Source organism: Pseudomonas sp. 05N431 (assembly GCF_056397005.1).
In genome coordinates, this window is the sequence record NZ_JBFTMN010000013.1 from 1 (window position 1) to 23,546 (window position 23,546).

Below are 23,546 nucleotides of genomic sequence, written 5' to 3' on the forward strand. Positions count from 1 at the left end.
TTTGGCCTGTTCTCAGGACTGGGGTGGTGTACCGCGCAGATTGTTTCGTTGCTGCCCAACGAACTTGGTTCGCTGGGAGGGGCTTTGGCGTTGCCGCTGTGGTTCGTCCACTGGCGGTTGGTGAGGCGGGTAAACAGGGTGATGGCGCTATCAGCCTCGACGCGATGAAAAATAAATCTGTCCCCTCTTCATTACTAATCCGCTCAAGTACTTGCTGGCTTGCGATGCGGTATCCTAGCCAACTCGTTAAACAAGGAAGAATAATGCGCTCGTCGTCATTTCTGTCGTATCTCAAACTCCCGGCCGTTCTGCTGATTGCCGGTCTCACAACTGCTTGTTCCAACTACCACTACAAGGATTACCAAGGCGATTGGGCGCCGGACTTGATGACGCCATATGACCTGTCCAATAACGAGGCCGATGCACCGGTGGTGTATTTCGCCACCACCCGCTTTCGTGGGTTGGGAGTGCAATTCCATCGACTGTTGCTGGCCACGCATGTGGACGACCAACTGCTAGAGGGTGCCGGGCGGCACTCGATCCTCGACGTTTCCGGCAAGCAGGCACTGCGCTTGACACCGGGCAAGCACTCGCTGAGCTGGTGCTGGGCATCGATGAATGCCTTGGGTACCGGTGGCGCCAAGTGCGGCTTCGGTGCTCGCGATGTGGAGTTCCGCACAGGCCAGCGCTATGTCGTGGATTTCTCCACTCGCGACGACATCAGTGGACCTCCGGGGCGTGAAGTCTCGACCATTACTATCGAGTCCGAGATTCGAAATCTGGATACCCATGAAGTGATCTATCCGCTGAGAGATGTTGCGAAGGTGGAGAAGGAATAACGATTGCGACGATCACCGTCACGAACTGAGTTGGGCGGTGATCGAAAGCTGCGTGACGAAGGACAGCTTCCGATTGCTGCCTTCCACAAATGCCCGCAATTGACCGAGGCTGTGTAAAAACATTTTTGAGAGCGGCCATTCAGGCGAGCACTGGCGCCGCCGCTGCACTCGGGGCCTTACCTAGAGGCGCATGATGCATCGCCTTCATCGGCCCTTGCGCCGGAAGGAGAACACGGTACCGCTGCAGCCGTTGTCGTCCCGCAGGTGGACGTCGAAGGTCTTGCCGACGACGGCGTAGCTGACCGTCACGACGCCCACGTCGTTGGACAGATAATTGCCCGACATCGCCGGCGCGAAATCGATCGCGTCGCGGGCGAGCAGGTAGAGATGCTCGTTATAGACGGTGGTGGCGGGCGACAGCGTCTTCAGGTGATCCTCCATTACACTGTTGAGGGGCTGGCTGATCTCGTACTCTATGCCAGCGTTGTGGGGCTGGCTGATCTCGTACTGCATGCCAGCGTCGCGGTACGGGATCGACAGCAGCACCTTGCCATCGACGCTCAGGCGCGTGGCGAGCGAGGTGTCCAAAGTGACCGTCATGCTGTTGAGCCGGTGCAGGTCCCCGCGTGTCAGGCTCACGTCTGAGACCTCGCCGTGCCCATCCTCGACGACCGAGAAGTTCGATTTCCATCGGCCTTTGTCTCGCCACGACTCCCACACGCCGCTGGGGCAGCCAACGCCGCTGACGCTATCGAGCGCATAAGTGCCGATCGCCTGCGTGAGAATCTCGCGCTTCGAGCCAATGATGATTTCCGAGATCTGATGCGCGTCAACGGGCAAGCGCCGGTCGCCACGGGCCGATGCCCAGTTGCCGTCGAGCGTGTCGCTGGCCACCTTGCCGGTGAAGGTGCCGGTGCGTTGGCCCGCACTCCCGAACTCGTTCATCGTAAAGGTCCCTGATGGGTCGATCTCGCCGCTCAGGTAGATATCATTGCGCTTGCCGGCATGGCGATAGCTTCCCGTCAGCCTGCCGTCGACATTCTTGAGATTCATCGTAAACGCATAGCGATCGCCGATGCGGCCCGCGAAGGTCTTGTGGAAGTACTGAGGGGCGGCCAGCGCCGTGGTGGCGGTCATCCAGGACAGAAGCACGGCGACGATCTGCAGGGCTGGGCGAAACATGGAGAGCGCTCGGGATTGAAGGTGGCGCAATTGTGACATTCCGTGCCGATCGGTGACACGCGACCACGCGCGGAAATCGCTTGGCTGGAAGAGTTCTCAGCCTAGTGATCGTCAGCAATTTCGAACCAGGCTTCGACGGACCGCTCCTGGCGGTTAACTGCCTGCCAGGAACTGCCATAAGCGCCCCATTCATGGCTTGAAGGTCGCCTATTGCTCACGTCCCCAGGGCCTGATCCGCGCTTTTTCGCCCCACCTGCCACTTTCGCCACAATCGGCGTGGATCTAAAGTCAGGGGCGCACCTTCAGGGGACTTCCAGTCATGTACAGCTCGCTTGCCATACCGAGCACCGCTCGCCAATTGCATGACCGGATCTATGCGGGCGAGATCATTCGCTTCACTGACCTGCAGCCCATGACGGCGCTGGTGGAATATACGCGTGCGTTCCTCGAAGACGCGCTGCATCCCTGGTCGCCGCAACAGATCCATCGCCATTTGAGCCACCCTGAGCAGACTGAGCGTTTTGCGAAAATTCAGAACGACTTCGCAGGCTCGGCTGAGGTCCAGCAGCGCTGGCAGGACGTCGTGCAAAGCCTTGGCATCGCCCCCGAGACTTTGGCGTGCGATCGCCTGCATTTGCGTTTTCAGCCGCATCGCGAGCCAGGGCAGTCGACGCCGCGTGCCCGCACGACGGCCACCATCGCGTTTCACCGCGATACCTGGGGGTCGAATATCTATGCACAAACCAACTGGTGGGCGCCCATCTATCCCATCGCGGCAGGGCGTACCGTCGCCTTGTATCCAGGCCTCTGGCAGCGACCGCTGGGTAATTCGAGCGCAGATTTCGATATGCGCGACATTTTGCAGCGATCCCATCGAGACGGCCGCAATGCTGTGGATGCCGACGAAGCCATTCCGCATCTGCTGGAAGCGATCGACCCGCAGGAGGGGATTGCCGTCGATATCGCTCCGGGGAGCCTGATCGCCTTTTCCGGGGCTCATGCCCATGCCGGCGTCGGCAATAGCACTGGGCTGACACGCATCTCTTTCGAGACCCGATCAATACTGATCGCCGACCTGCTGGCCGGATTGGGAGCGCCCAATGTCGATGGTCACGCGCCGTGGAAGACGATTGGACTGTTTCGCCGAATGAACGATGCGCAACGCCTGAACGAGATCCTTGGCTGCGGCTTTATCGAGCCCTATCTGCGGCCAGCAGAGCGCTGACGCTGGCGTCGGTGTCTCTTCGAAAAGGGGACACCCATTTTTCCTTTAAATGTCCCGTCCTGAATAAGGTTTACACCTGTTTCAGGACTAGACAAAAACTGATCCTGGCTTGGTCACTTTGTGGGCGATGCGTTTCAACGTAGGGGCTGGCGAAGCTTGCGATCTTTTGGTCCTAACCATGAGCAATCGGCAATGTTTTCAAACCAGTGGGGGTTTGAATGTGCGCCACCAAATAGGGCTTTGAATTTGCTCCCAACCCATGAAGACGAACCGGCCCGGAAAAGTTGATTGCGCTGAGCAGCGCCTGGACTTTCTCAGGGTCAGGATCAAACACATCCAGCGCCACCAGCGAACACCCCTGATCCAGCATCGCGCTGGCGGGATGTTGCGCTTGTTCCCATTGAATCAATGTCGGCGCTGATCCATTCAGCGGCAGGTGGCCATCGGCAGGAATGGTGATCTGCCAGGACAACGTACCTCGGGTCATGGGTTCGGGCTCCCCGATAATGGCGCGGCAGGCTTCGTTCATTGCGTGGATGTCGTCGGTGCGTGCGACCCAGGTTGCCAGGCATTGCGGCGTATCAGCGGCCAATTGGTCCATGCCGAACCAGCGTGGCCGGTCCGGGCGATTGGCGGACGGGTCCACGGCAATCACTTCCAGATACGTCTCCGGGCCAAGGCGCAGCAACCGATTATGAGTGCCCATGCGCGGATGCACCCCGCCCGGTTGAAGCTCCACGCCGAGTGCGTTGGTGACGAAGGCACAGCCGGTGTCGAGGTCGGGGGCGACGATGGCGAGGTGGTCAAGGGTGGTTTGCATGCGCCGAACCTCCGGATACCTTTTATTAACGAGGTGGAAATAGTAACAACAGATTCACCATGACGTTACGTTGACTGGTTGAGCGCGCCGTCCCCTTTTTCTCAAAATCATCGAGTTTTTGAAATCACACCACTCATGTATTGATTCAAATCGCGAAAATCCTTAACGCTCCAAGCGTGTGGCGGAATCTTTACACCATTCTCTTGCAACGTTTTTGGAATCAAGTCTCCATTTGGACGAAGTATTATCGATGACACAATAACGCCTGGATAATCGTTTAGTCGTTTTTTGAAAGCGGATGTTGTAAGGTCAGGTGTAGGAGGATTGCTTTTATTAGCCAATGGTCCTGTTGCTTTGATATCTACTCCGTGACACATGACGCATCTCTGTAAATAGAGATTTTCCCCATTGATATTGTCCGCGAAGGATAGTGGTGTTTGAATCAGCGATAAAATTACTAGCGAAGCGATGAATGATACTTTCATTAACATGTGGGTTTTGTCTCGTCCGTGAATGCTAGAGCGCGTCTCTACTGAGCTAGCTTTAGTTTATCCGAAACTGCTTTGCCATAGGCAAGTAGTTCTGGGCTCGGTAGCTCCTGGCCGATTCTTGCCCGTCACAACTGACCGAAATCCACCCCTCCAAAGCAGCCTCAGTGAAAAGGGGATGGGTTTATTTTTCATTGCAACAAGGCAGGTGACAGAGAAACAAGTCTGTCCCATTTTCATTGCTACGATGCGTGAATGCTCACGTTCAACCCTTTGCCGCCTCCTCTTGTGGGCCGCCTTTGTTTGAAGCATAGGCGCTAAGCCGTGTATTTAACGCCCGCACGAGCAGTGGTCCTCCAATTCCGCCCTGGCGAATTGGGACTTCCCAAACGTTCATGTTTTTCTTATAAAGAAAGAGTCCGTACCGGTCCCACTCAAATTTTTCTATTTGATCCCAAGAAACTCTCCAGCTTGAATTAAGGACTCCTCCACGGCCAGATATTCCGTCGGTGTCGACTATAAGGATTGGTCCTGCATAAATAGGCGACCACTTGACATTGCGCAAAATGGAAAACAAAACCGCAAAAGCCCAGCCTGCCGACAGCCATGGCCAGTGGAAAATTATTATTCAATTACTTGGGTAAAAGATAAAATAAAATGGCACGAAAAGAAAAGCGATACTGAGCAAAAGACCTCGACCATGAACGTAGAATTCAATATTTTCATGAGGGTCGGCTACTCGATCTAGAAATTTCATTGACTAATGTTCACTTGGTTTCCGGCAGGCGACACAGTGAGCGTTTGCGGTGTGGGATGCGATGCTCCGCAAGGGTAAGCCTGTTTAAATGCCATTGTTGCGCTCGGATCATTGATCTGGTCTTGTAGTTCCGGGTGCGCGTGGCTGTATTGTACAAGTAAGTTTGCCGCTTCCTGGACCGTCATTGTTGGGGGCAAGCAAAATGCTCGTCCATTGTTTATCTTCAAGAAATTGGCGAACCAAACAGCTTGATCGCTTGCTGGCGAAGCCATCGCGTTGGAGGATAAAAACAGAGCCGAAAGAAACAAAGAAAACATCGTGGCGCGAGTAAATCTGCTCCCAACCATCCGGGTGAGTCCCTGTTTCTGCAAATGCATTCTAGATCCTTTTTTCGGGGTAAAAGCATTCATGGCGGTGCAGACGTTCATAGGTGTCTACAAAGCGGTGTAAATTCATACTGGAAATTACACCTGGATCGGTATCAAACAGAGTTTTTTCTTTCAGCCTCGACGATTTTTCGACCGACTCTTGAATCCCATAGAAGCACTAAGGCTATAGGTAACGTAATTATTTCGAACAAGATTACCAATGACAGGTTATGCACGAAGGGTCGCGATGAAATGATAAAAGTGACAAGTGGACCGAACATCAGCGCATAGGCCAACCGCTTCTCAATTTTTGATTTTTTGAGCAGTTTGTCTGCACCTCCCGACCGCCTCAGTATTATTTCAGATCGTGACTCGCCTTTTTTTCTGGCTGATCGATATTGGGTATAGGACCTCGCGGCTCCAAGCAATCCAGTAAGAGCGAAAGCTACCTTAATGTAATCTTGTCCCTGCATTGATCGAGCTCCTGAGCCCTAGGCTTAAGCATAGGCCGATTTGACTAGGCTGCCACAGGCGATGGTAGCTAAGAGCCATTAAGTGGTCCAGCGAGTATTGCTCATTTGACGCAACCGGTGATTGAGTCGGACTTAGGTTTGTAAGCAAACCCGACCGACTGCATTTGGCCTATTCTTGCCCGTCACAACAGACGAAAATCCACACCCCAAAGCAGCCTCCCATGCATCCGCAAATCAAAGTGCACTAAACCAAGGAGGCGGGGCACCCTCAAGCCCTGACCCAAACCCCTTACATCCCCTGTCTCCCCACTGCCAGCTCGCTCAGCAACCACCCACTAAAACTCCGCGCCATCGGATTATTCTCACTATCACGATGAGTCAACAAGGCCCAGTTAGGGCCGCGAATCGTCTCCTCAACCAACGGTTGCAACAGCCCATTGGCGCGCGCTGGCTGACTCAATAACTGGCTGACCAAGGCGATGCCGAGCCCTGCGCACGCGGCGTCCAGTAGCAGGCCGGGGTCGGAGAAGTTCAGGCCTTGATCCTTCTGGCCAACATCGATGCCGGCCTCCACTGCCCAGTGACTCCAGTCCATTTCCCGTTCGCCATGGAGGGTGGTGCGCTGTGCGCTGGGCACTGCCAACAGGCTTGGGTGGCACGCCGGGTAAAGGCGGTCGGCGTGCAGCACCTTGAAGCTGCATTCGGCCTGGGAGCTGATGTCGTCTCGCACCGCGAGGTCGATGGTCTGGGTCGTCATGTCTGGGACTTCGTCGGTACTGAAGATCCACAGATCAACTTCCGGGTGCTGGCGGCGGAAATCTTCCAGGCGTGGCAGTAGCCAGTGACGGGCGAACGCCGGGGTGGTGTTGAGTACCAGTTGGTTGGGTTTTTGGTACTGCCCAAGGCGCCGAATTCCGACGGCCAGTTGCTGCAGCAGCGCCTGGGTGGTGCTGAGCAAGTCGTGGCCGGCATCGGTCAGGCTGACGCTGCGTCCACTGCGAAAGAACAAGGGTTGTTCAAGGTACGCCTCGAGGCTGCGAATCTGCTGGCTGATCGCCGATTGGGTGAGGTGCAGCTCTTCGGCGGCCTTGTGGAAACTGCCCAGCCGGGCAGCGGCTTCAAAGCCGCGAAGGGTGCCGAGCGGCGGCCAGTGTTTGAGCATGCTGATAAGTTCCTCTAATCATTTATCTACAAAATCCATCGTTTGTTTGCCCGTTTTTGCAGCCGTAGCATGCATGCCAAGACCGCATAGGCAGTTTTCATTGAACACAATGACTTAACTTAAAGGTGCTTGTCATGCAGCAGAATGAAATTCAAAACAGTGGTTGGTGGATGCCGGCGGAGTGGGTCAGGCATGCAGCGACGTGGATGGTTTGGCCGCATAACCAGGCGCTGTGGGAGTCGGGTTGGGGTGTCACGTTGGCGCGGGTGCAAGAGGATTTCGCTCGCGTGGCCAACGCCATTGCCCGTTTTGAACCGGTGAAGATGGTCGTCGACCCTTCTGCTGTCGCGAGTGCCAAAGCGTTGTGTGGGCCAAACATCGAACTGATAGAGCTGGCAGTGAACGACAGCTGGTGCCGGGACTCCGGCCCGAGCTTCGTCTGCCACCCGCAACAGGGTCTGGCCGGTGTGAGCTGGCGCTTCAACGCGTGGGGAGGGAAGTCGGCCCATGACCTGGACGAAAGCCTGGCTCGCCGCGCACTCAATCATCTCGGCGTGCAGTGCTTCGGTACTCCGTTGAGTAACGAAGGCGGGGCCATTCATGTGGACGGCGAGGGCACGCTGATCACCACTGAGTCGGTATTGCTCAACCCCAATCGTAATCCCGGCATGAGCAAGGCCGAGATGGAGGAGATCTTCACGCGTCTGCTCGGCGTGAAGAAGACCGTCTGGCTGCCGGGCGATCCAGACTACGTGACCGGCGACATGACCGACGGCCATGTCGATGGCGTGTGCGCTTTCGCCCGGCCTGGCGTGTTGTTGGTGGATGCCACTCACGACAAGCACTCGGTGTATGCCGAGGTGGTACGAGAAAACCGTCGCGCGTTGGAGCTGGCAACCGATGTCCACGGTCGACCGTTTGAGCTGATCGAACTGTATGAAGCCACCGATACCGTGGACACCGAGGCCGAAGTGTTTTGTGCCTCCTACACCAACTTCTACATCGCCAACAACGCCATCATCATGCCGGCCTATGGCATCGATGCCGACAACGCGGCTGCCGAAGTGTTGGCTCAGGCGTTCCCCGGGCGCGAGGTGGTGCCGGTGCGGATCAATCATCTGGCGCATGGCGGCGGCGGTGTGCATTGCATCACCCAGCAACAGCCAGCCTGGCCAGTGGAGGGTTAATGCCATGACCATTTTGACTGTTGCTACCACCCAAATGCCCTGCACCTGGGATCTGAAACACAACCTCGATCAGGCCGAGCAATTGGTGCGTGATGCGGCCGCGAAGGGCGCCCAGGTCATCCTGTTGCAGGAGCTGTTTGCCACACCGTATTTCTGCATCGAGCAACATCACAAACACCTGGCGCTGGCTGAGGAATATCAGCACAGCGCCGTGCTAAAACGCTTTGCCGCGCTGGCCAAGGAGTTGGGTGTGGTGCTGCCGCTGAGCTGGTTCGAGAAGGCCGGCAATGCCTACTTCAACTCGTTGAGCGTGGCCGATGCCGATGGGCAGTTGCTGGGGGTGTATCGCAAGACGCACATACCCAACGCCATCGGTTATCAGGAGAAGGAATACTTCAGCCCCGGCGATACCGGTTTCCGTGTCTGGGACACTGCGTTCGGGCGCATCGGTGTGGGAATCTGTTGGGATCAGTGGTTTCCCGAGACCGCTCGCTGCCTGGCGTTGATGGGCGCCGAAGTCTTGCTGTTTCCCACCGCCATTGGTTCTGAGCCCGGCTGCGCAGCACTGGATTCACGTGACCACTGGCAGATGACCATGCGCGGCCATGCCGCCGCCAACCTGCTGCCGGTGGTGGCCGCCAACCGCATCGGCCGAGAAGTGGCGACCACCGATCCGATTCTGCAGATGAACTTCTACGGCTCGTCCTTTATCTGCAACCACAAGGGCAAGCTCCTCGCCGAAGCGGACCGCGACAGCACTGGCGTGTTGGTACACAGCCTGGACTTGTCGGCCATGCGCGAAGAGCGCCTGACCTGGGGCATCTACCGCGACCGCCGTCCCGACATGTACGGGGCGCTGTTAAGTCTGGATGGTCGTCACATCAATGCTCGCTGGAACACTCAAGGGGTTTGACATGAACGTGACCAAAAAGCTGTTGCTCTGCTCCTTGGGATTGGCGCTCAGCGGCGCCTTGTCGTCGGTGCAGGCGGAGGAAAAGACCCTGAAGTTGTACAACTGGGCCGATTACTTCGCCGAGGACACCCTGTCCAAATTCACCGCCGAAACCGGGATCAAGGTGATCTACGACGTGATGGATGGCAGTGAGACGCTGGAAGCCAAGCTGATGGCCGGCGGCAGTGGTTATGACCTGATCTTTCCGGGCGACACCGTTGGCGAACGTCTGATGCGCGCCGGCACCCTGCAGCCGCTGGACAAGTCAAAGCTCACCGCCCTGGATGACATCGAGCCGGGTTTGCAGAAACTACGGACGCATTATCTCTACTCGAGCAAGGCCACCGTACCCTACACCTGGGGCACCATCGGCCTGACCTACAACGCCGAGCAAATCAAAAAGCGCATGCCGGATGCGCCGGTGAATAGCCTCGACATGCTGTTCAAGCCGGAGCTGGCTGCCAGGTTCGCGGACTGCGGCATCTCCCTGATCGATTCGCCGGACGAAGTGCTGGCGGTCGCACTCAATTACCTCGGCCGTGAGCCGCGCAGCGCCAAGCCGGAGGACTTGGCAGCGGCCAGTGAACTCTTACTGAAACTGCGGCCGTACATCCGCAAGTTCCAGTCGCAACCGGTGACCGATCTGGTGAACGGCAACTTGTGCCTGTCGCTCGGTTACAGCGGCGATATGACCCAGGCGCAACGGGCTGCAGATGCCGCCGGCAAGAAAACCACGTTCCAGTATCACATCCCGCGTGAAGGAACCACGATATGGATGGACACCATGGCGATCCCCGTCGACGCAAAACATCCAGAGTACGCCTATGCGTTCATCAACTTCGTCATGCGCCCGGAGAACATGGCCGCCATCAGCAACTTCACCGGTTACCCCACCTCCAATGCCAAGGCACGGCCGAGCGTCGATGCGATGATGCGTAACAACCCGGATATCTACCTCGATGACGCCACTTACCAACGACTGATCCCGGGCAAGGATATTCCCCAGGCGGATATGCGTGCACGCATGCGGGCGTGGACCAAGTTCAAGACAGCCTCCGTTAAATGAACAGAGAGATACGCATGTCGACACGTCGAGAGTTCATCAAGCAGGTATCGGTGGTTGCCGGTCTGGGCGCAGCCGCGTCCTTGGGGCTGGGCCTGAATGCTGCCCAGGTGCAAGCAGCCATCAAGGGCAGTTGGCATATGCCGGACGAGGGTGACAAACATCGGCGGGCCTTTATCGCCTTTGGTGCACAGGAGGCCATCCACGAGGACTTCACGCCTGACGTGCAAGATGCCTTGGGGCGGATCGCCCGCACCATCGCCAACCATGAGCCGGTGACCGTGTTCTGCCGTGAGAGCGAGCGCGATCTGGCTGAAGAAAAGTGTGGTACGAGCAACATCACCTTTGTTGTCACGGAGCTGGACGATATCTGGATGCGCGATATCGCGGCCAACTTCGTCATCGACGGCGAAGGTGGGCTCGGTGCGGTGGATTTCAACTTCAACGGCTGGGGCAACAAACAGCAGCATGCTGAGGATGCGCAGCTGGCCGCTTCGGTCGCCCGAACCGCTGACGCCAGCTACATCCGCAGCCGGCTGGTGGGCGAGGGCGGCGCCATCGAAGTGGATGGCCACGGCACGGGGATCATGACCGAAAGTAGCTGGATCAATACCAACCGCAATCCCGGCTGGAGCAAGGCCGACGTAGAGGAAGAGCTGAAAGCCAGACTGGGCTTGCGCAAAATCATCTGGCTGCCGGGAATCAAAGGCAAGGACATCACCGACGCCCATGTCGATTTCTACGCCCGCTTCGTCAAGCCGGGAGTGGTGATCGCCAACCTCGACAACGACCCTGAGTCCTATGACCACGCAGTGACGCTTGCCCATCTGGACATTCTCAGGAAGGCCACCGATGCCGATGGCCGCAAACTGCAAGTGCACACCGTGTCGCCTCCGCTCAATCCGCGAAAGAGTCGGTTCAGCAAAAACAATCCGGACTTCGCGCCAGGCTATATCAACTACTTCGTGATCAACGGTGCGGTCATTGCACCCGAGTTCGGTGACAAGGCGGCAGATACCAAAGCCTTTGACCTGTTGTCCACGCTCTACCCGGACCGAAAGGTGGTGCAGCTCAATATCGACGCCATCGCCGCCGGTGGTGGGGGTATTCACTGTGTGACCAGTCACCAGCCTTATGGATAGTTGCTGATATTTCTAAGCAGACCCCGTCTAAGTTGTCTGCTTTCTTTCTTAAGGTGTCTGCCCTGTTCAGGCTGCCCAGCGTAGCCCCGCGACACTCAGCAGGATCAAGCCGATCCAGACGAGCCGCCAGAAGGAAACCCCGTCACCTAACCAATACATGCCGACGATGGCTGTGCCGGCAGCGCCGATGCCGGTCCAGATCGCATAGGCGGTTCCTACGGGCAGGACACGCAACGCCATCGTCAACAAACACAAACTGCCGGCCAATACGACGACGGTGCCGGCCAGTAGCCAGGGCCGTTCAAGACCGTTTGCAGATTTCAACCCCACCGCAAAGGCGATCTCCAGAAGACCGGCAACGATCAGCAGTAACCACGAAGTGTTGTAAGTCATTCGATGAAACCTGTATGGGAAAAAAAGCGAGCCGATGAAGGCTCGCCAAAGGGAGGTAAACGGTCAGTTGGCCAACAGTTTGCCGCTGAACAGGCTAATCAGGGTTTTCACCATCAGCACGCTCAGTGCCACAGTAAGGAACAGCAGAATCACAGCAGCAATGAGCATCAGCAGGGTGTTGTCCTGAACATGTGCATATTTCAGCGCCGCATTGCTCAAGGCCGCGATGGGAAAGCTGATTGCCCACCACGAAGGCGCAAAGGGCACATCGCGACGGAACACTTTGAAGCTCAACACCACGAACAGGAACAGGCCGAAGTAGAACAACACACTGGCAAACCGGTCGATCTCGCCGAACACATTGGTGTATGCCAGGAAACCTACTTCAAACGGTGCAATCAGGACCATCAGCGAAGGCACCATACCTTTGGCCATAGCTGCCTGATGCACCAGCCGCGAAAAGATCCGGGTGAAGAAAACCAGCGCCAGCACCGCACCCACGGCGAGGGCAAAAAGGTTGAATTCCGCGGCCCAAGCCATGGGCATGTGCGCACCGGTTACCGCTACATCGAGGGTGGCGACACCTGGTATCAGCCAGGCAGGTACGGCATTCAATGAATCCTGATTGCCCGACAACAGACGGGAAACCACGAGGCCAGCAAGCAACACGGTCAATACGCTGCCCAGTATCCAGAGAGCCAGTCCAAGCAACTGGCTGTGTGGCGCCGCGACTGCCGAAAGCAGCAACAGTGCGATGGTGACGGTGCCAAAAAAGTTGCTGGCGATTGGATGGTTGAACTCGGCCCTTACCGCTTCAGGGTGTTTCACCCATTTGGTCAAGTAACTCAGGGTCAGCAACACGAATACCAGGCCGGCCAGCGCGCCAATCGCTTCACCCAACACGCCGCCGATGCCGTAATACTGACCGCTCAAGCGCCATGCCAGTCCCAGGCCGGCCAAGCCCATGACTGAACCGAACAGATTGATGGGCAGGTTTTTGATGGACGTCGTGCCGCTTGGTATCGATTGCTCAACTGCGATGGAGGGGGTGTATGCAGTGTTCATGGCAGTCTCCCGTTTGACTGAATTTGCCGTTGGAGATATTTTCAGCCAAACGACCTTTGGCTGAAATGCTCTTGAAGCGACGTATTCAGCCAATGATTCGACGAGGACAGACATCATGCGCATAACCCTTCTGGCATTCCCCCGCGTGCAACTGCTGGACGTCATCGGCCCGGCAGACGTCTTTGCCGAAGCGGCCAGGCAGCTCGGCAATCCGCGCGCCTACCGGGTCGAAGTCATCGGTACTGACAAGGGGATGATCAAAGGCTCAAGCGGTTTGAAACTCGGTATCGACGAAACCTTCGAAACCTACAAAGGCAAGATTGACACGTTGCTTGTGGCCGGCAGTCCACACATCGACGAAATTGCCCTTGACCCCGCGCTGCAAGATTGGCTGCGCAGGCAGGCGAAATCCGTGCGCCGTATCGGTTCGGTCTGTAGCGGCGCTTTCTTGCTCGCCGCCGCTGGCCTGCTCGATGGGCGCCGTGTCACCACTCACTGGAATTCCAGCGCAAAACTCGCCAGGGAACATCCGCAAACTCACGTCGAGCCCGATAGCATCTTTATCAAGGACGGAAATATCTACACCTCGGCAGGGGTCACGGCGGGTATGGACCTGGCTTTGGCGCTGGTCGAAGAGGATCACGGCAGGGAACTGGCGCTCAGTGTCGCTCGCGAAATGGTGATGTTCTTCAAGCGACCTGGCGGGCAATCGCAGTTCAGCGCCCAATTGGCAGCGCAAACGGCCGAACGCAGCGTGATCAGAGACGTGCAGGACTATGTGGTGGAACATTTGAAGGCAGACTTGAGTGTACCCACTCTGGCCGCCCGGGCCGGCATGAGCGAGCGCAACTTCGCTCGTACCTTCAAGGCGGAGGCCGGCTCTACCCCGGCAGAGTTTGTCGAACTTGCCCGCATAGATGCAGCAAGGCGGCTAATCGAAGACTCGGACGTATCACTCAAGCGCTTGGCCGATACAGTCGGTTATGCCAATACGGACGGATTCAGAAGGGCGTTCATGCGGCGTCTCGGGGTTGCTCCGAGTGATTATCGAAAGCGGTTTTCATCCGTGTGAGGTCGTAGGGGCCCTGAATCGCCAAGGGCAGCAATCGACCCAATACAGTGTCTAGTCCTGAAATAGGTTTACACCTGTTTCACTTCAACGCCCGATGCACCGCATCAGCCCTTTGGCCAACGGGATAACCAAACCGCTGACGTTAGTCGTCTTCGTATCATCACATGCACAGACGACGGGTCAGATCATTCAGAAGCCATCGGCCTGCTTTCCCTAAAGAGCGATTTTGCATGTGCGCTGCGTAGATCGTAAGTGTGTCTGGTGTGCGCTGAAGTTCGGCGGTTAACTCAAGCGGCAGGAGGCGTCCTGAAGCCAGATGATCGGCAATCAGATGCTCTGGCATTCGGCACCAACCGAACCCGGCGAGCAAAAAATCCAGCCGCCGTGCCAAATCTACAAACCGCCACTGGTGACTGCCCGTCACCCCATAGCTAGGGCCGTCGGGAGAAACCGGATCGGAAAGTACCAGTTGCACGTAAGGCTTGAGGTCTGCACTTGTTGCCCGACGGCCTAACATAGCCAGGGGATGCCCGCTGGCTACTACTGGCCTCAAGTCGACGCTGAGTAGCGGCAGTGCGACGACATCGTCGGGCACTGTCGGAATCAATGTGCAAAGCGCCAGTGCCGCATCGCCGTTGCGCAATCGGCGCTCTGCGCCGCCTAAGCCTTCTGTAGAAAAACTCACTGCCAGATGCGGAAAAGCCTCACGGATAGCGCGCAGGCTTTCGATGAGCGGTGCGCTAGGGACTAAAGGGTCTATGGCGAGAGTCAACTCCGGCTCAACCCCTGCTGCCGTACTTGAGGCCATGGCTTCAAACTGGGCAGCGCTTGCCAGCACTGCGCGGGCTTGAACCACCAGCACTCTACCGACCTCAGTGAGCGTTGGACGATGGCCGCTCCGATCAAACAGCGTCACGCCTTGAACTGACTCAAGTGTGGCAATCGACTGGCTAATGGCAGATTGAGCACGCCGCAGGTGACGTCCCGTTGCCGAGAAACTGCCTGTATCAGCAATGGTTACAAGGATTCGCAACTGATCCAGGCTAAGACTTCCGATCATGACCCATCACTTAAGCAGATGGACTCAATCATATTTACATCACTCCTGCGTATAGATCGCATTCGGTAGAGTGTGTCGCACATCGCCTAAAGCGACAACGCAAAACATACCGCCGCGTCACCGCGCAGGAGTTACTTACATGTCCAGGCTTCTCAGCATTGAAACCAGCCCACGTGGGGATGCTTCAATCTCCCGGCAGCTCACTCGCCGATTTGTGGCCGCGTGGGAAGCTGCACACCCAAGGGGCGCCATCAAAATACGGGATCTAACGGACACTTCGCTTACGTTCGTGACGGCCCCCTGGTTACAGGCTTACTTCACCCCGCAAACCCAACATTCGCCTGAAATGAAAGCCGTGCTGCAGCTATCCGATGAGCTTGCGGCCGAGTTGCTGGAAACCGATCATCTGGTTATTTCAACGCCGGTCTACAACTACAACGTCCCTGCGGCGCTCAAGGCGTGGGTGGATCACGTAGTACGTAAAGGCCTGACCTTGGGCTTTGATGGTAAAGGACTGGTGACCGGTAAAAAGGCAACCGTGCTGCTCGCCTCGGGAGGTGTATACACCAGCGATTCCCCGATTAGAGACCGTGACATTGCGACCCAATATTTGAAACTGATCCTGAACGTCCTGGGTATCACCGATATCACCTTTATTGCGGCTGGCGGCGCTAAAGCTGTAGATCTCGGAGGCATCAGCATGCGCGATTTTCTGGATACATTTGACCATCAAATTCAAAAGTCGCTGGTTTAGACAGCATCTTTCCTAGCCTATACGATTCTGCTCTATCGACTTCGCGTGGTTAAACGGGCATCCAGTTATGCGGTGTCTAATGTCTAGGTTTACACCTGTTTCAGGACTAGACATGCGTCGAGGCTGGTGACAGAGAAATAAATCTGTTCCCTTTTCATTCATCAATCAACCAAAGCAGTCATTTGACAAGGTGACGGCCATTTACTAGCGTTACTTTGGCTGGTGCTGAACTGGTTTGAGCATGCCGAGGTTTGCTGTCCATAGCTTGAGCAGACGAGTAGCTCTCTATGAAGGCTTGGTATAAAAATCACCAGCACCTGGTTCAGTCGCTTGCTCCTCAGGAGCCGAGAATGATTTTTGTAGTGCTCACTCTATGAACTGTCCAATAAGTGAAAATGTGAACTCTCGTTTTACGTGGGCGATAAATTAATGGACGGGGAAAGCGAGTTTAAATTTCGTGGGCAGGTATGGGTGGTTATTTGGCTTTTATTTATGTTGGGCTTGCATGTTGTCGTGGGCGGAATATGGATAGCTAGATCACCTCATACTGGAGGGGTGATTTATTTGCTGATATCAATACCTTTGACGATATTCTGCGCGGGATTGGTGTTGCGCGGACGCTCAGATATTGTGATTAATGAGCATTTTATCTCTCGACGTATTTTTGGCAGGGTCTGGCAAAGATTCGAATGGAGTAATATAGAGCTTGTTACAGCATTTCCGATACCCAATCAGTACGGCAAGGCTGCTATAAGAGGGGTTAATATATTCCCTAAGGTGAAGCCAAAATGCCGAATGACCCCGTCAGGGAAAATGGACTTTACGGATCAGCTTGAAAATAATTCGGAGCTAATAAGGCTGATTAATATGTACGCTCATAAAAATAATATACTAATCAAGACGCGCAATTCCATGTTCGATAAGTTGATGTCTGCGAGCAATATATAAAATACTATCTTGTGTAGTGAAGTTTCTTTTGTAAGCGCCAGAACGAATTTAATCTGACATTTTCCCCAATGCAGCCCTTGAGGTACGGAGCTTTCCCGGTTGGAATAGTGTGTGGTTTTTATCCAGGTACTTAATCTATCCACCGACTGCTTACGGCTGTCGATAAATACCTGGCAGATAGCGACCAGAAAGTACCAGTGGGTGGCCTTTCTAACCTGCCAAGATCCCAAGATAAAATCGATAGGCACCATCACGTTGAGTACTTCTGCGCGCTTTCTCGTGCGTCACTGGTTTAGATCACCGAAGCCAACCTGGACGAACAAACTATGCTCGCTTTTTTCCAGCAAAATCGAAAACAACGCTGAGCAGAAATAGCACCACGCCAGCGAGCATCAAACCGTACAAAAAGCAGTGCTCATGGTATGTTAGATATACAATCGATCCGTGTGTATCCAGCGGGTATACTTTTCCACTTTGAGGATCCGGTGTTCTCAGTCCGTGAGCATCAAAGTACTTCCAGACAAAAAATGAAGAAAACCAAAAGCCTAAGGCCAGTACTCCCGCGATGATTTTAAGTGAATTCATTTTTTAGACTCTCTGATTTTTGGTCGTCCATTGTGAGCAATGGTTTTATCAAAGTGCATGTTGCGCCGGCAGTTTCTGCGGATCTGTATTGCTTACTGGATTTTCAGTGGCATAACATTCGTGAGTGCCTCTCTACTGGCTTTGGTTTTTAATTGTAATATAGAAGATAAGAAAGATAGATATAATATGTTCGATGGAGAATACAATAAAGAAAAAGTTGTCAGCCACTGGGTGTGGTATGGAAGTGATTGTTGTGTAAATTTCCATTTGTCCAAATATCACTACGAAAACGGTCGCGATAGATACTGCACCTCCTATAAGTCTTTTCGGAAAATTGTCACGAAATCGCCGTAATGAACTCAGGTACCAAAGCACAACGCCCCACTCAACAAAGGTAAGTGGTAGGATTGCCAGCCTTCCGATAAATAAGTGTTCGCTTCCATTGGTCATTTTTAACACCCATCACTTTGATGACTCACCTTCGCCAGCTAGCACTGCACCAATTGCAGGCAAACCCAAACAATTACCTAGTGACCACGACTCAGAAACGCCTCCCCGCAAGACCAATCGTACCTCCCTCCGTTCTGCACCACCTGTACGACCAGGCTTGTGGTTGCTTCGACTATTGCACCGATTTCAGTTCCTACAAGACCAGCCAGAAACGTACCCTGCGGATCTGTATTACGTACTGGAGTTCCAGTGATGTACGAATATACTTTTATAGGCCACAATAAATTTGGTCGGATGCTTTGGCAAACACCTTTAATGTTTCTACCAAACTGGCGAACCCTTCGGTTTTTGCATTTATTCGCAGCATTCTGCCATTGTGAAGCTCAATATTGATACCGGGCTTGTTTCGGTCAAATAGGTTGACTTGTCGAATTTTCCACGTCATCGGATAATAAGATATTGACTTAATGTCAGGCGCCTTAATCTCTACGTATCTACCGAAATACAACCTCCCTAAAATACGATCGTCATCCAGCGAGATTTCTTGCAGTGCTGTTCGGACTTGGTAAGTGTAGAATATTCCCCAAGCAGCAGGCAGGCCTAATAAAACCCCACCTCCTATAAGATCCTGTAGGTAAAAGTATGGAGAAGCAAGAAAAATAAAAACTCCCAAAAGAACAATAGGGCTTATTCCAGGAAGCCAAATCCATATGCCGGTCCTGCCAAACGTTTTATCATGCCAAGTATTCATGGTGAAATTATTTTCCAAGCTGATTACCGAGCCGGCACCTGCAGCGCCACCCATAAAGCCTAGTTGAAAAAGGGAAAAGGGGACTGTGAATTCAACCGGTCGATGCAACACAACTAAATTCTGTGTAAGCAGAAGGAGTGTTGCAGATGAAGCAGAGACCTCGGATCTATTACACCGAAAGCCAGAAAAAACTGATGTGGGATCACTGGGACTGTGGCCAATGATCCTGAATTTCATACCATGGCGCCTTGGATGCCACCTCTATATGTTTCTGCTTGTCGGAAGTGAACGTGGAGTCCAGAGTGCCCATCGCTATCGAGATCCACTCGGCGTACTCACCTTGGCTTCTTGACCAGAACAGCGACGAACCGCACTCGGCGCAGAACTGGCGAAGTACTGATTCAGAGGATTGATACGACTTGATGCCGTTGGTGCCTTGTACGAGATGCAGGTCGCTACGCAACACGCTGCCATAGCTGGCAAACGCTGCGCCATGGCTTTTGCGGCATTGGCTGCAATGGCAGTGAGAAAGGGCTTTTGGTCGTGACCGAATTTCGTATTTTACGGCGCCGCAAAGGCAGCGGCCCTGAAAGATCTCGGTCATATTGGACGTCGTTTGATAATGAAGACGGCAATTTAACCTGTGAGCAGTTTCGGTGTCGACCGACTGCTCTTGGCCCGATTGCTACCTATCGAGAAAGGCCGCAATCAGCCTGGAGGCTAATCACGACCTCGCCATCAGCGCTTGCTAAAGGCCAGCCCAGCTGCAAACAGAACAAAGACCATGCCTGTGGTGTGATCCATCCACTTGATCACTTTCTCACGTCGCAGAACGCCGGCAAGGGATTGAGTCGCGCCAATCAACGTCGAAGACCACATCAAACCCAGCACCACGTGAATGCTGACCAAACCAAATGTCCAGGCAACCAGGCTGTGCCCTTGGGGGATAAATTGGGGGAGAAAAGAGACGTAGAAAATGCCGATCTTGGGATTGAGGACGTTCCCCATCATGCCCTTCAGGAACCAGTTTGCATTTGGCTTGCCGTCATCTTCGACGGGCGACAGTGAGCTACGCGGGCGCAGCAACATGTTCAGTCCGAGCCATGCCAGATAAACGGCGCCGCAGTATTTCAACAGGCTGTACGCCAGCTCCGATACCGCAATTAGAGCACCCAGGCCAAAGGCGACAGCGGCGCCCCACAGTAAGCAGCCAGCATTGATACCCAGCGCAGCGCGAAACGCCTGTTGCTTGCCTTCCACCGTTGCGGTTCTCAAAACCAGAGCGGTATCGAGGCCGGGCGTCAGCGTTAGCAGAGTGGCCGCGAAGGTAAAGGCGAGGAGATTATCTGCAATAGACATCGACGTATGACTTCAAAGTGATGACGCGCGAACGTTAGCACATGGCGGGTTGGCTTCTGCGACTACACGATCTTCCAGTCTTTTTACGAACGCTTCGTCTTCTGCCAGACAGCTTGGTCTGGTGCCTGTTCATTGAAAATAGAAAGTGGGTGTCATCTTGGCGTCATCGAACCGATGGCAAAATCCTCGCAAACCGTCTTGAGCGCTCAGCAGTGCTCCGCCTGATGGCTGATGAATGTGCGAGGAATACCCGTATGAAAGGAGACGCCTCCCTGTTTGCGGCCATTGACCTGGGTTCCAATGCGTTTCGCATGATGATTGGTCAGTCGGTCAAACGGAACCAGCAGTTCGTTATCCAGGAAGTGAAGACCCTGCGTGAGCCTGTCCGCCTGGCGGAGGGATTTCAGGGCGGGTCGCTGAACGAATTGGCGCTGGATCGGGGATGGCAGGCACTTGCGCGATTTGGCAAAAAGTTACGCGGCTTTGAGGCCGGTCGTGTACGTGCGGTGGCAACCAGTGCCGTGCGCGAAGCTGATAATGCTCAATTGTTTCTGGGCAGTGCGGAGCGGCATTTAGGTTTTCGTATTGATGTCATCTCCGGGCATGAAGAGGCCCAACTGGTGTACGCCGGTGTTGCCCACACGATACCGGGTGCAGAGAGTATGCGACTGGTCGTGGACATCGGCGGTGGCTCCACTGAATTGATTCTGGGGCAGGGTGCTCACCCCCTGTTGACCGAGAGCATTGCCATCGGCAGCGGCACCTTTGGTGCACGTTACTTTCAGGGCGGCGGTATCACGGCTCAGGCGCTCCTCGAGGCTGAGCGGGTGGCCACTCTACAGTTTGAGAAAGTTGCACGTCGTTATCGCGCACTCGGTTGGCAGCAGACTATCGGCTCTTCAGGTACCGCAAGGATGCTGGCCAAAGTGCTCAAGGCCAACGGATTGAACGACTATGGCCAAAGCGGTATCACCTACGGCGGTCTGTTGCGTCTGTCATTGCGTCTGCTGGAAGTGGGGCATGTGAAACGACTCAAATTAGCGGGCTTGCCAACCCATCGCCTGAGCGCCTTGCCCGGCGGCCTGGTGCTGATGCTGGCGGCGTTCAAGGTATTTGGTATCCCGCATATGACTCCGTCCGAGCCAGGTTTAAGGTTCGGCGTTCTTCATGGCCTGATGTGTAAGTACTAATCCCCCCGAAGCGATTACACACCTATGAATAGCCAATGCCTTACACCCTGCATGGTTAAACGCGGACATACTTTCCACTTAGGTTTGATAGCTTAAAGCCATCCAGCGGTATGCCCAATAAGCAAAGCCGCGCAGACAAGACTCGGAGGTCTGGCAGTTGTCATTCATTGATGACCGTTTCTGTCAGGGACAAGGATCTGAAGCTGGCGACCACTATCCATGCCCTCCATGACCATACGTTCGAGCCCGCCTGCCACTTGACGGCCCRCATTGCTCGACGCGTGCGGCGCCTACCGGTGTTTTTCCAGATGCCCAGTTTCACGACACACAGGGCGGCGCGGAAAACCACTCAGCACAATGGATTCCGGAAACCATTAAATAAACGGGGCGAACTCCGAAAAGCCAGACGAGTAGGAACTTATATATGGAGATATATCGTATGTCGGCTCAAGAAAATCTCGTTGGCGGATGGACTCCTTATCACGAACTGACTCCAAAGGATCAGGAAGTATTCGATGTAGCTCTGGCCGGGCTCGTGGGTGTGCACTACACCGCTGAGCTGGTTTCGACCCAGGTCGTTAACGGTACCAACTATCGTTATCAGGCGAAAGCAACGCAGCCTGGTTCACCAAACAGCTGGCAAGCGGTCGTGGAAATTTACGCGCCTATCAACGGCAAGCCGTATGTCACCCAGATCATCCGGATCTAAGTAAGTATCAACCCCGTCGGGTCGCGCACGGATTGCGCGACCCGACGTCTACCGGGAGGATTACGGCCTCCTCAGCAAAAGTCCAAGTTTGCATCTTGAAATTTGCGCCACCACAGCAATCCGTCAGGAAGTCGAATGCTCTGCGAAGTCGGCCGGACATCAGGATCAGGTTTCGGATGGGTGAGCTGCCCAGTGTTTCATCTCTTCGGCAATGAAGTGGTTCACCAAGTCGCTGTACATCTTCTCGATTGCATCCGGGCTCAGGCCCTCGGCCTCAGCCCACTCACGACGTGTCGCCAGCATGGCATTGAATCGCTCCGGCGCACGCACCGAGGTCGCCGAGGTTTTGAACTTTGAGGCCGCCAGCACGTAGTGAAAACGCTTGCCCAACAGCTTGATAACGGCCTGATCAAGGAGATCAATCTCGCGCCGGATGTCCTCCATGCCGGCACATTCTACGGGTTGCAACTGATTGATGACTTCCATGCAGGTAACTCTCCGTTTGCTGAAAAAGATCGTGAGCCTGCGGATGAGGTCTCGACGCCCTACCTTCCGTGAGAGGGAGGCAGGGGTACAGTCTGATTACCATACCAAGCGCACCTTGAGCAAACACGGCTAGGCGCGTCCGCGCCGGTATAGTCGATCCTATGCCTACCGTACTTCCCGGAGCCTTTACCCAGTGTCCGACATGCCGACCAACGCCGCCTACGCGAAACGCTTCAACGTCGTACTCGCCTATATCGACGCCAACCTCGAAGGCGTCCTTTCGGTGAAGGCGTTGAGCCGTGTGGCGAACTTTTCGGAGTTTCACTTCCATCGACAATTCACCGCGTTCGTCGGCGTGCCGGTCTCACGTTATGTGCAACTGATGCGGCTACGACGTGCGGCGCATCGCCTGGCGTCCCTTGCGGATCATTCGGTGCTGGAGGCCGCACTCGGTGCCGGCTTCGAAAGTCCCGAAGCATTTTCCAGGGCGTTCAGGCGGGCGTTCGGTATGACGCCGAGTGCGTTCAGGAAGCAACCGAATTGGCAGGTTTGGGGTGCGGTGTTCTCAATCCCTCATTTTTCCAGGAGCATCATCATGCAGGTACGAATCGTGGAGTTTCCCGAAGTCAGGGTTGCAGCGCTTGAGCACTGCGGGTCACCCGGGCTCATCGATGGGAGTGTGCGCAAGTTCATCGAGTGGCGTACGCAGAGCGGACAGTCGCCGGTGGCATCGAGTCGCACCTTTGGCATTCCCTACAGCAACCCCGATACGACACCGCCGGAAGAATTCCGCTTCGCCATCTGCGGCGAGATTCACGAGGCAGTAGCGCCGAATGAGTTCGGCGTGCGCGAGCTCGTCATTCCTGGCGGCCGCTGCGTGGTGGTGCGGCACGTGGGCTCGACGGATCATATCGGCGAAACGATCTATCCGATCTACCGCGACTGGCTTCCTGCCAGCGGTGAGGAGCTTCGTGACCATCCGCTGTACTTCGATTACCTGAGTGTCTATCCCGAGACACCGCACGATCAATGGCAGACGGATATTTATATTCCGTTGCAATAGCGG

Annotated in this window: 25 protein-coding genes; 12 read left to right on the forward strand and 13 right to left on the reverse strand. The window is 55.0% G+C overall.

From position 1 onward, the window contains the following. Positions 1-263 precede the first annotated feature (263 nt). Complete coding sequence (locus AC1DIG_RS20975) at positions 264-839, forward strand: hypothetical protein (RefSeq protein ID WP_477768830.1); 576 nt, start codon at positions 264-266, stop codon at positions 837-839. 204 nt (positions 840-1,043) lie between these two features. Here the strand turns inward: AC1DIG_RS20975 and AC1DIG_RS20980 are convergent, their stop codons facing one another. Next, positions 1,044-2,021 carry a hypothetical protein gene (locus AC1DIG_RS20980; RefSeq protein WP_477768831.1) on the reverse strand — a complete coding sequence of 326 codons (978 nt, stop codon included), beginning with the start codon at positions 2,019-2,021 and terminating at the stop codon, positions 1,044-1,046. Positions 2,022-2,340: 319 nt separating this feature from the next. Here AC1DIG_RS20980 and AC1DIG_RS20985 point away from each other — a divergent pair, with 319 nt between their 5' ends. Then, on the forward strand, positions 2,341-3,246 hold the full coding sequence (locus tag AC1DIG_RS20985) for a hypothetical protein (protein ID WP_477768832.1): 906 nt from the start codon (positions 2,341-2,343) through the stop codon (positions 3,244-3,246). A gap of 172 nt (positions 3,247-3,418) precedes the next feature. On the opposite strand, the gene AC1DIG_RS20990 is transcribed toward AC1DIG_RS20985, so the two are convergent. From AC1DIG_RS20990 to AC1DIG_RS21005, 4 genes are all read right to left on the reverse strand, one after another. Then, positions 3,419-4,066, reverse strand: coding sequence for a VOC family protein (locus tag AC1DIG_RS20990; protein ID WP_477768833.1), 648 nt, complete (start codon positions 4,064-4,066; stop codon positions 3,419-3,421). 107 nt (positions 4,067-4,173) lie between these two features. After that, positions 4,174-4,551, reverse strand: a complete 378-nt coding sequence (locus AC1DIG_RS20995) for a c-type cytochrome (protein WP_477768954.1) — start codon at positions 4,549-4,551, stop codon at positions 4,174-4,176. 756 nt (positions 4,552-5,307) lie between these two features. Further along, entirely contained in the window at positions 5,308-5,688 is a 381-nt protein-coding gene (locus AC1DIG_RS21000; RefSeq protein ID WP_477768834.1) for a Rap1a/Tai family immunity protein, read from the reverse strand. 753 nt (positions 5,689-6,441) lie between these two features. Beyond that, entirely contained in the window at positions 6,442-7,314 is an 873-nt protein-coding gene (locus AC1DIG_RS21005; RefSeq protein WP_477768835.1) for a LysR substrate-binding domain-containing protein, read from the reverse strand. Between the two features lie 134 nt (positions 7,315-7,448). On the opposite strand from AC1DIG_RS21005, the gene AC1DIG_RS21010 reads away from it, so the two are divergent. From AC1DIG_RS21010 to AC1DIG_RS21025, 4 genes are read left to right on the forward strand one after another with little or no spacing between them, the layout of a single operon-like run. Then, entirely contained in the window at positions 7,449-8,501 is a 1,053-nt protein-coding gene (locus AC1DIG_RS21010) for an agmatine deiminase family protein (RefSeq protein ID WP_477768836.1), read from the forward strand. 4 nt (positions 8,502-8,505) lie between these two features. Continuing rightward, the gene (gene aguB / locus AC1DIG_RS21015; RefSeq protein WP_477768837.1) at positions 8,506-9,414 is read left to right on the forward strand and encodes an N-carbamoylputrescine amidase; all 909 of its coding nucleotides are present in this window, start codon (positions 8,506-8,508) and stop codon (positions 9,412-9,414) included. A gap of 1 nt (position 9,415) precedes the next feature. After that, the gene (locus AC1DIG_RS21020) at positions 9,416-10,519 is read left to right on the forward strand and encodes an extracellular solute-binding protein (protein WP_477768838.1); all 1,104 of its coding nucleotides are present in this window, start codon (positions 9,416-9,418) and stop codon (positions 10,517-10,519) included. A gap of 14 nt (positions 10,520-10,533) precedes the next feature. Next, positions 10,534-11,658 (forward strand): agmatine deiminase family protein, encoded by a 1,125-nt coding sequence (locus tag AC1DIG_RS21025; RefSeq protein ID WP_477768839.1) that lies wholly within the window; start codon positions 10,534-10,536, stop codon positions 11,656-11,658. Between the two features lie 66 nt (positions 11,659-11,724). On the opposite strand, the gene AC1DIG_RS21030 is transcribed toward AC1DIG_RS21025, so the two are convergent. Together AC1DIG_RS21030 and AC1DIG_RS21035 are read right to left on the reverse strand one after the other, a co-directional pair. Beyond that, on the reverse strand, positions 11,725-12,051 hold the full coding sequence (locus tag AC1DIG_RS21030) for a DMT family transporter (protein WP_477768840.1): 327 nt from the start codon (positions 12,049-12,051) through the stop codon (positions 11,725-11,727). A 63-nt stretch (positions 12,052-12,114) separates the two neighbouring features. Then, positions 12,115-13,116: an SLAC1 anion channel family protein gene (locus AC1DIG_RS21035; protein WP_477768841.1), complete on the reverse strand. Its 1,002-nt coding sequence runs from the start codon at positions 13,114-13,116 to the stop codon at positions 12,115-12,117. 115 nt (positions 13,117-13,231) lie between these two features. Between AC1DIG_RS21035 and AC1DIG_RS21040 the strand changes: the two genes are divergently transcribed. Next, positions 13,232-14,188 carry a GlxA family transcriptional regulator gene (locus tag AC1DIG_RS21040; protein WP_427542767.1) on the forward strand — a complete coding sequence of 319 codons (957 nt, stop codon included), beginning with the start codon at positions 13,232-13,234 and terminating at the stop codon, positions 14,186-14,188. 160 nt (positions 14,189-14,348) lie between these two features. On the opposite strand, the gene AC1DIG_RS21045 is transcribed toward AC1DIG_RS21040, so the two are convergent. After that, a complete protein-coding gene (locus AC1DIG_RS21045) occupies positions 14,349-15,248 on the reverse strand; it encodes a LysR family transcriptional regulator (RefSeq protein WP_477768842.1) in 900 nt (299 codons plus the stop codon). Positions 15,249-15,387: 139 nt separating this feature from the next. On the opposite strand from AC1DIG_RS21045, the gene AC1DIG_RS21050 reads away from it, so the two are divergent. Together AC1DIG_RS21050 and AC1DIG_RS21055 are read left to right on the forward strand one after the other, a co-directional pair. After that, positions 15,388-16,002, forward strand: a complete 615-nt coding sequence (locus tag AC1DIG_RS21050; protein WP_477768843.1) for an FMN-dependent NADH-azoreductase — start codon at positions 15,388-15,390, stop codon at positions 16,000-16,002. Positions 16,003-16,416: 414 nt separating this feature from the next. Next, entirely contained in the window at positions 16,417-16,950 is a 534-nt protein-coding gene (locus AC1DIG_RS21055; RefSeq protein WP_477768844.1) for a hypothetical protein, read from the forward strand. A gap of 324 nt (positions 16,951-17,274) precedes the next feature. On the opposite strand, the gene AC1DIG_RS21060 is transcribed toward AC1DIG_RS21055, so the two are convergent. The 4 genes from AC1DIG_RS21060 to AC1DIG_RS21075 all read right to left on the reverse strand — a co-directional run bounded on the left by AC1DIG_RS21060 (position 17,275) and on the right by AC1DIG_RS21075 (position 20,095). Further along, complete coding sequence (locus tag AC1DIG_RS21060) at positions 17,275-17,535, reverse strand: hypothetical protein (protein WP_477768845.1); 261 nt, start codon at positions 17,533-17,535, stop codon at positions 17,275-17,277. Positions 17,536-18,253: 718 nt separating this feature from the next. Then, entirely contained in the window at positions 18,254-18,973 is a 720-nt protein-coding gene (locus AC1DIG_RS21065) for a hypothetical protein (RefSeq protein ID WP_477768846.1), read from the reverse strand. After that, positions 18,939-19,340 (reverse strand): GFA family protein, encoded by a 402-nt coding sequence (locus tag AC1DIG_RS21070; RefSeq protein WP_477768847.1) that lies wholly within the window; start codon positions 19,338-19,340, stop codon positions 18,939-18,941. The genes AC1DIG_RS21065 and AC1DIG_RS21070 overlap by 35 nt, the downstream gene beginning before the upstream one ends. A gap of 134 nt (positions 19,341-19,474) precedes the next feature. After that, positions 19,475-20,095, reverse strand: coding sequence for a LysE family translocator (locus AC1DIG_RS21075; protein WP_477768848.1), 621 nt, complete (start codon positions 20,093-20,095; stop codon positions 19,475-19,477). Positions 20,096-20,349: 254 nt separating this feature from the next. Here AC1DIG_RS21075 and AC1DIG_RS21080 point away from each other — a divergent pair, with 254 nt between their 5' ends. Together AC1DIG_RS21080 and AC1DIG_RS21085 are read left to right on the forward strand one after the other, a co-directional pair. Further along, positions 20,350-21,285 (forward strand): Ppx/GppA phosphatase family protein, encoded by a 936-nt coding sequence (locus AC1DIG_RS21080; RefSeq protein ID WP_477768955.1) that lies wholly within the window; start codon positions 20,350-20,352, stop codon positions 21,283-21,285. A gap of 439 nt (positions 21,286-21,724) precedes the next feature. Continuing rightward, positions 21,725-21,994 (forward strand): hypothetical protein, encoded by a 270-nt coding sequence (locus tag AC1DIG_RS21085; RefSeq protein ID WP_477768849.1) that lies wholly within the window; start codon positions 21,725-21,727, stop codon positions 21,992-21,994. A 165-nt stretch (positions 21,995-22,159) separates the two neighbouring features. Here the strand turns inward: AC1DIG_RS21085 and AC1DIG_RS21090 are convergent, their stop codons facing one another. Then, positions 22,160-22,480, reverse strand: a complete 321-nt coding sequence (locus AC1DIG_RS21090) for an isochorismate lyase (RefSeq protein WP_477768850.1) — start codon at positions 22,478-22,480, stop codon at positions 22,160-22,162. Positions 22,481-22,673: 193 nt separating this feature from the next. Between AC1DIG_RS21090 and AC1DIG_RS21095 the strand changes: the two genes are divergently transcribed. Beyond that, complete coding sequence (locus AC1DIG_RS21095) at positions 22,674-23,543, forward strand: AraC family transcriptional regulator (RefSeq protein ID WP_477768851.1); 870 nt, start codon at positions 22,674-22,676, stop codon at positions 23,541-23,543. Positions 23,544-23,546: the final 3 nt, after the last annotated feature.

Excerpts from the sequence above, each read along its gene's own strand:
- AC1DIG_RS20975 (WP_477768830.1), top strand. The coding sequence starts at position 264 with ATGCGCTCGTCGTCATTTCTGTCGTATCTCAAACTCCCGGCCGTTCTG.
- AC1DIG_RS20980 (WP_477768831.1), bottom strand. The coding sequence starts at position 2,021 with ATGTTTCGCCCAGCCCTGCAGATCGTCGCCGTGCTTCTGTCCTGGATG.
- AC1DIG_RS20985 (WP_477768832.1), top strand. The coding sequence starts at position 2,341 with ATGTACAGCTCGCTTGCCATACCGAGCACCGCTCGCCAATTGCATGAC.
- AC1DIG_RS20990 (WP_477768833.1), bottom strand. The coding sequence starts at position 4,066 with ATGCAAACCACCCTTGACCACCTCGCCATCGTCGCCCCCGACCTCGAC.
- AC1DIG_RS20995 (WP_477768954.1), bottom strand. The coding sequence starts at position 4,551 with ATGAAAGTATCATTCATCGCTTCGCTAGTAATTTTATCGCTGATTCAA.
- AC1DIG_RS21000 (WP_477768834.1), bottom strand. The coding sequence starts at position 5,688 with ATGCATTTGCAGAAACAGGGACTCACCCGGATGGTTGGGAGCAGATTT.
- AC1DIG_RS21005 (WP_477768835.1), bottom strand. The coding sequence starts at position 7,314 with ATGCTCAAACACTGGCCGCCGCTCGGCACCCTTCGCGGCTTTGAAGCC.
- AC1DIG_RS21010 (WP_477768836.1), top strand. The coding sequence starts at position 7,449 with ATGCAGCAGAATGAAATTCAAAACAGTGGTTGGTGGATGCCGGCGGAG.
- aguB (WP_477768837.1), top strand. The coding sequence starts at position 8,506 with ATGACCATTTTGACTGTTGCTACCACCCAAATGCCCTGCACCTGGGAT.
- AC1DIG_RS21020 (WP_477768838.1), top strand. The coding sequence starts at position 9,416 with ATGAACGTGACCAAAAAGCTGTTGCTCTGCTCCTTGGGATTGGCGCTC.
- AC1DIG_RS21025 (WP_477768839.1), top strand. The coding sequence starts at position 10,534 with ATGTCGACACGTCGAGAGTTCATCAAGCAGGTATCGGTGGTTGCCGGT.
- AC1DIG_RS21030 (WP_477768840.1), bottom strand. The coding sequence starts at position 12,051 with ATGACTTACAACACTTCGTGGTTACTGCTGATCGTTGCCGGTCTTCTG.
- AC1DIG_RS21035 (WP_477768841.1), bottom strand. The coding sequence starts at position 13,116 with ATGAACACTGCATACACCCCCTCCATCGCAGTTGAGCAATCGATACCA.
- AC1DIG_RS21040 (WP_427542767.1), top strand. The coding sequence starts at position 13,232 with ATGCGCATAACCCTTCTGGCATTCCCCCGCGTGCAACTGCTGGACGTC.
- AC1DIG_RS21045 (WP_477768842.1), bottom strand. The coding sequence starts at position 15,248 with ATGATCGGAAGTCTTAGCCTGGATCAGTTGCGAATCCTTGTAACCATT.
- AC1DIG_RS21050 (WP_477768843.1), top strand. The coding sequence starts at position 15,388 with ATGTCCAGGCTTCTCAGCATTGAAACCAGCCCACGTGGGGATGCTTCA.
- AC1DIG_RS21060 (WP_477768845.1), bottom strand. The coding sequence starts at position 17,535 with ATGAATTCACTTAAAATCATCGCGGGAGTACTGGCCTTAGGCTTTTGG.
- AC1DIG_RS21065 (WP_477768846.1), bottom strand. The coding sequence starts at position 18,973 with ATGAAATTCAGGATCATTGGCCACAGTCCCAGTGATCCCACATCAGTT.
- AC1DIG_RS21070 (WP_477768847.1), bottom strand. The coding sequence starts at position 19,340 with ATGACCGAGATCTTTCAGGGCCGCTGCCTTTGCGGCGCCGTAAAATAC.
- AC1DIG_RS21075 (WP_477768848.1), bottom strand. The coding sequence starts at position 20,095 with ATGTCTATTGCAGATAATCTCCTCGCCTTTACCTTCGCGGCCACTCTG.
- AC1DIG_RS21080 (WP_477768955.1), top strand. The coding sequence starts at position 20,350 with ATGAAAGGAGACGCCTCCCTGTTTGCGGCCATTGACCTGGGTTCCAAT.
- AC1DIG_RS21085 (WP_477768849.1), top strand. The coding sequence starts at position 21,725 with ATGTCGGCTCAAGAAAATCTCGTTGGCGGATGGACTCCTTATCACGAA.
- AC1DIG_RS21090 (WP_477768850.1), bottom strand. The coding sequence starts at position 22,480 with ATGGAAGTCATCAATCAGTTGCAACCCGTAGAATGTGCCGGCATGGAG.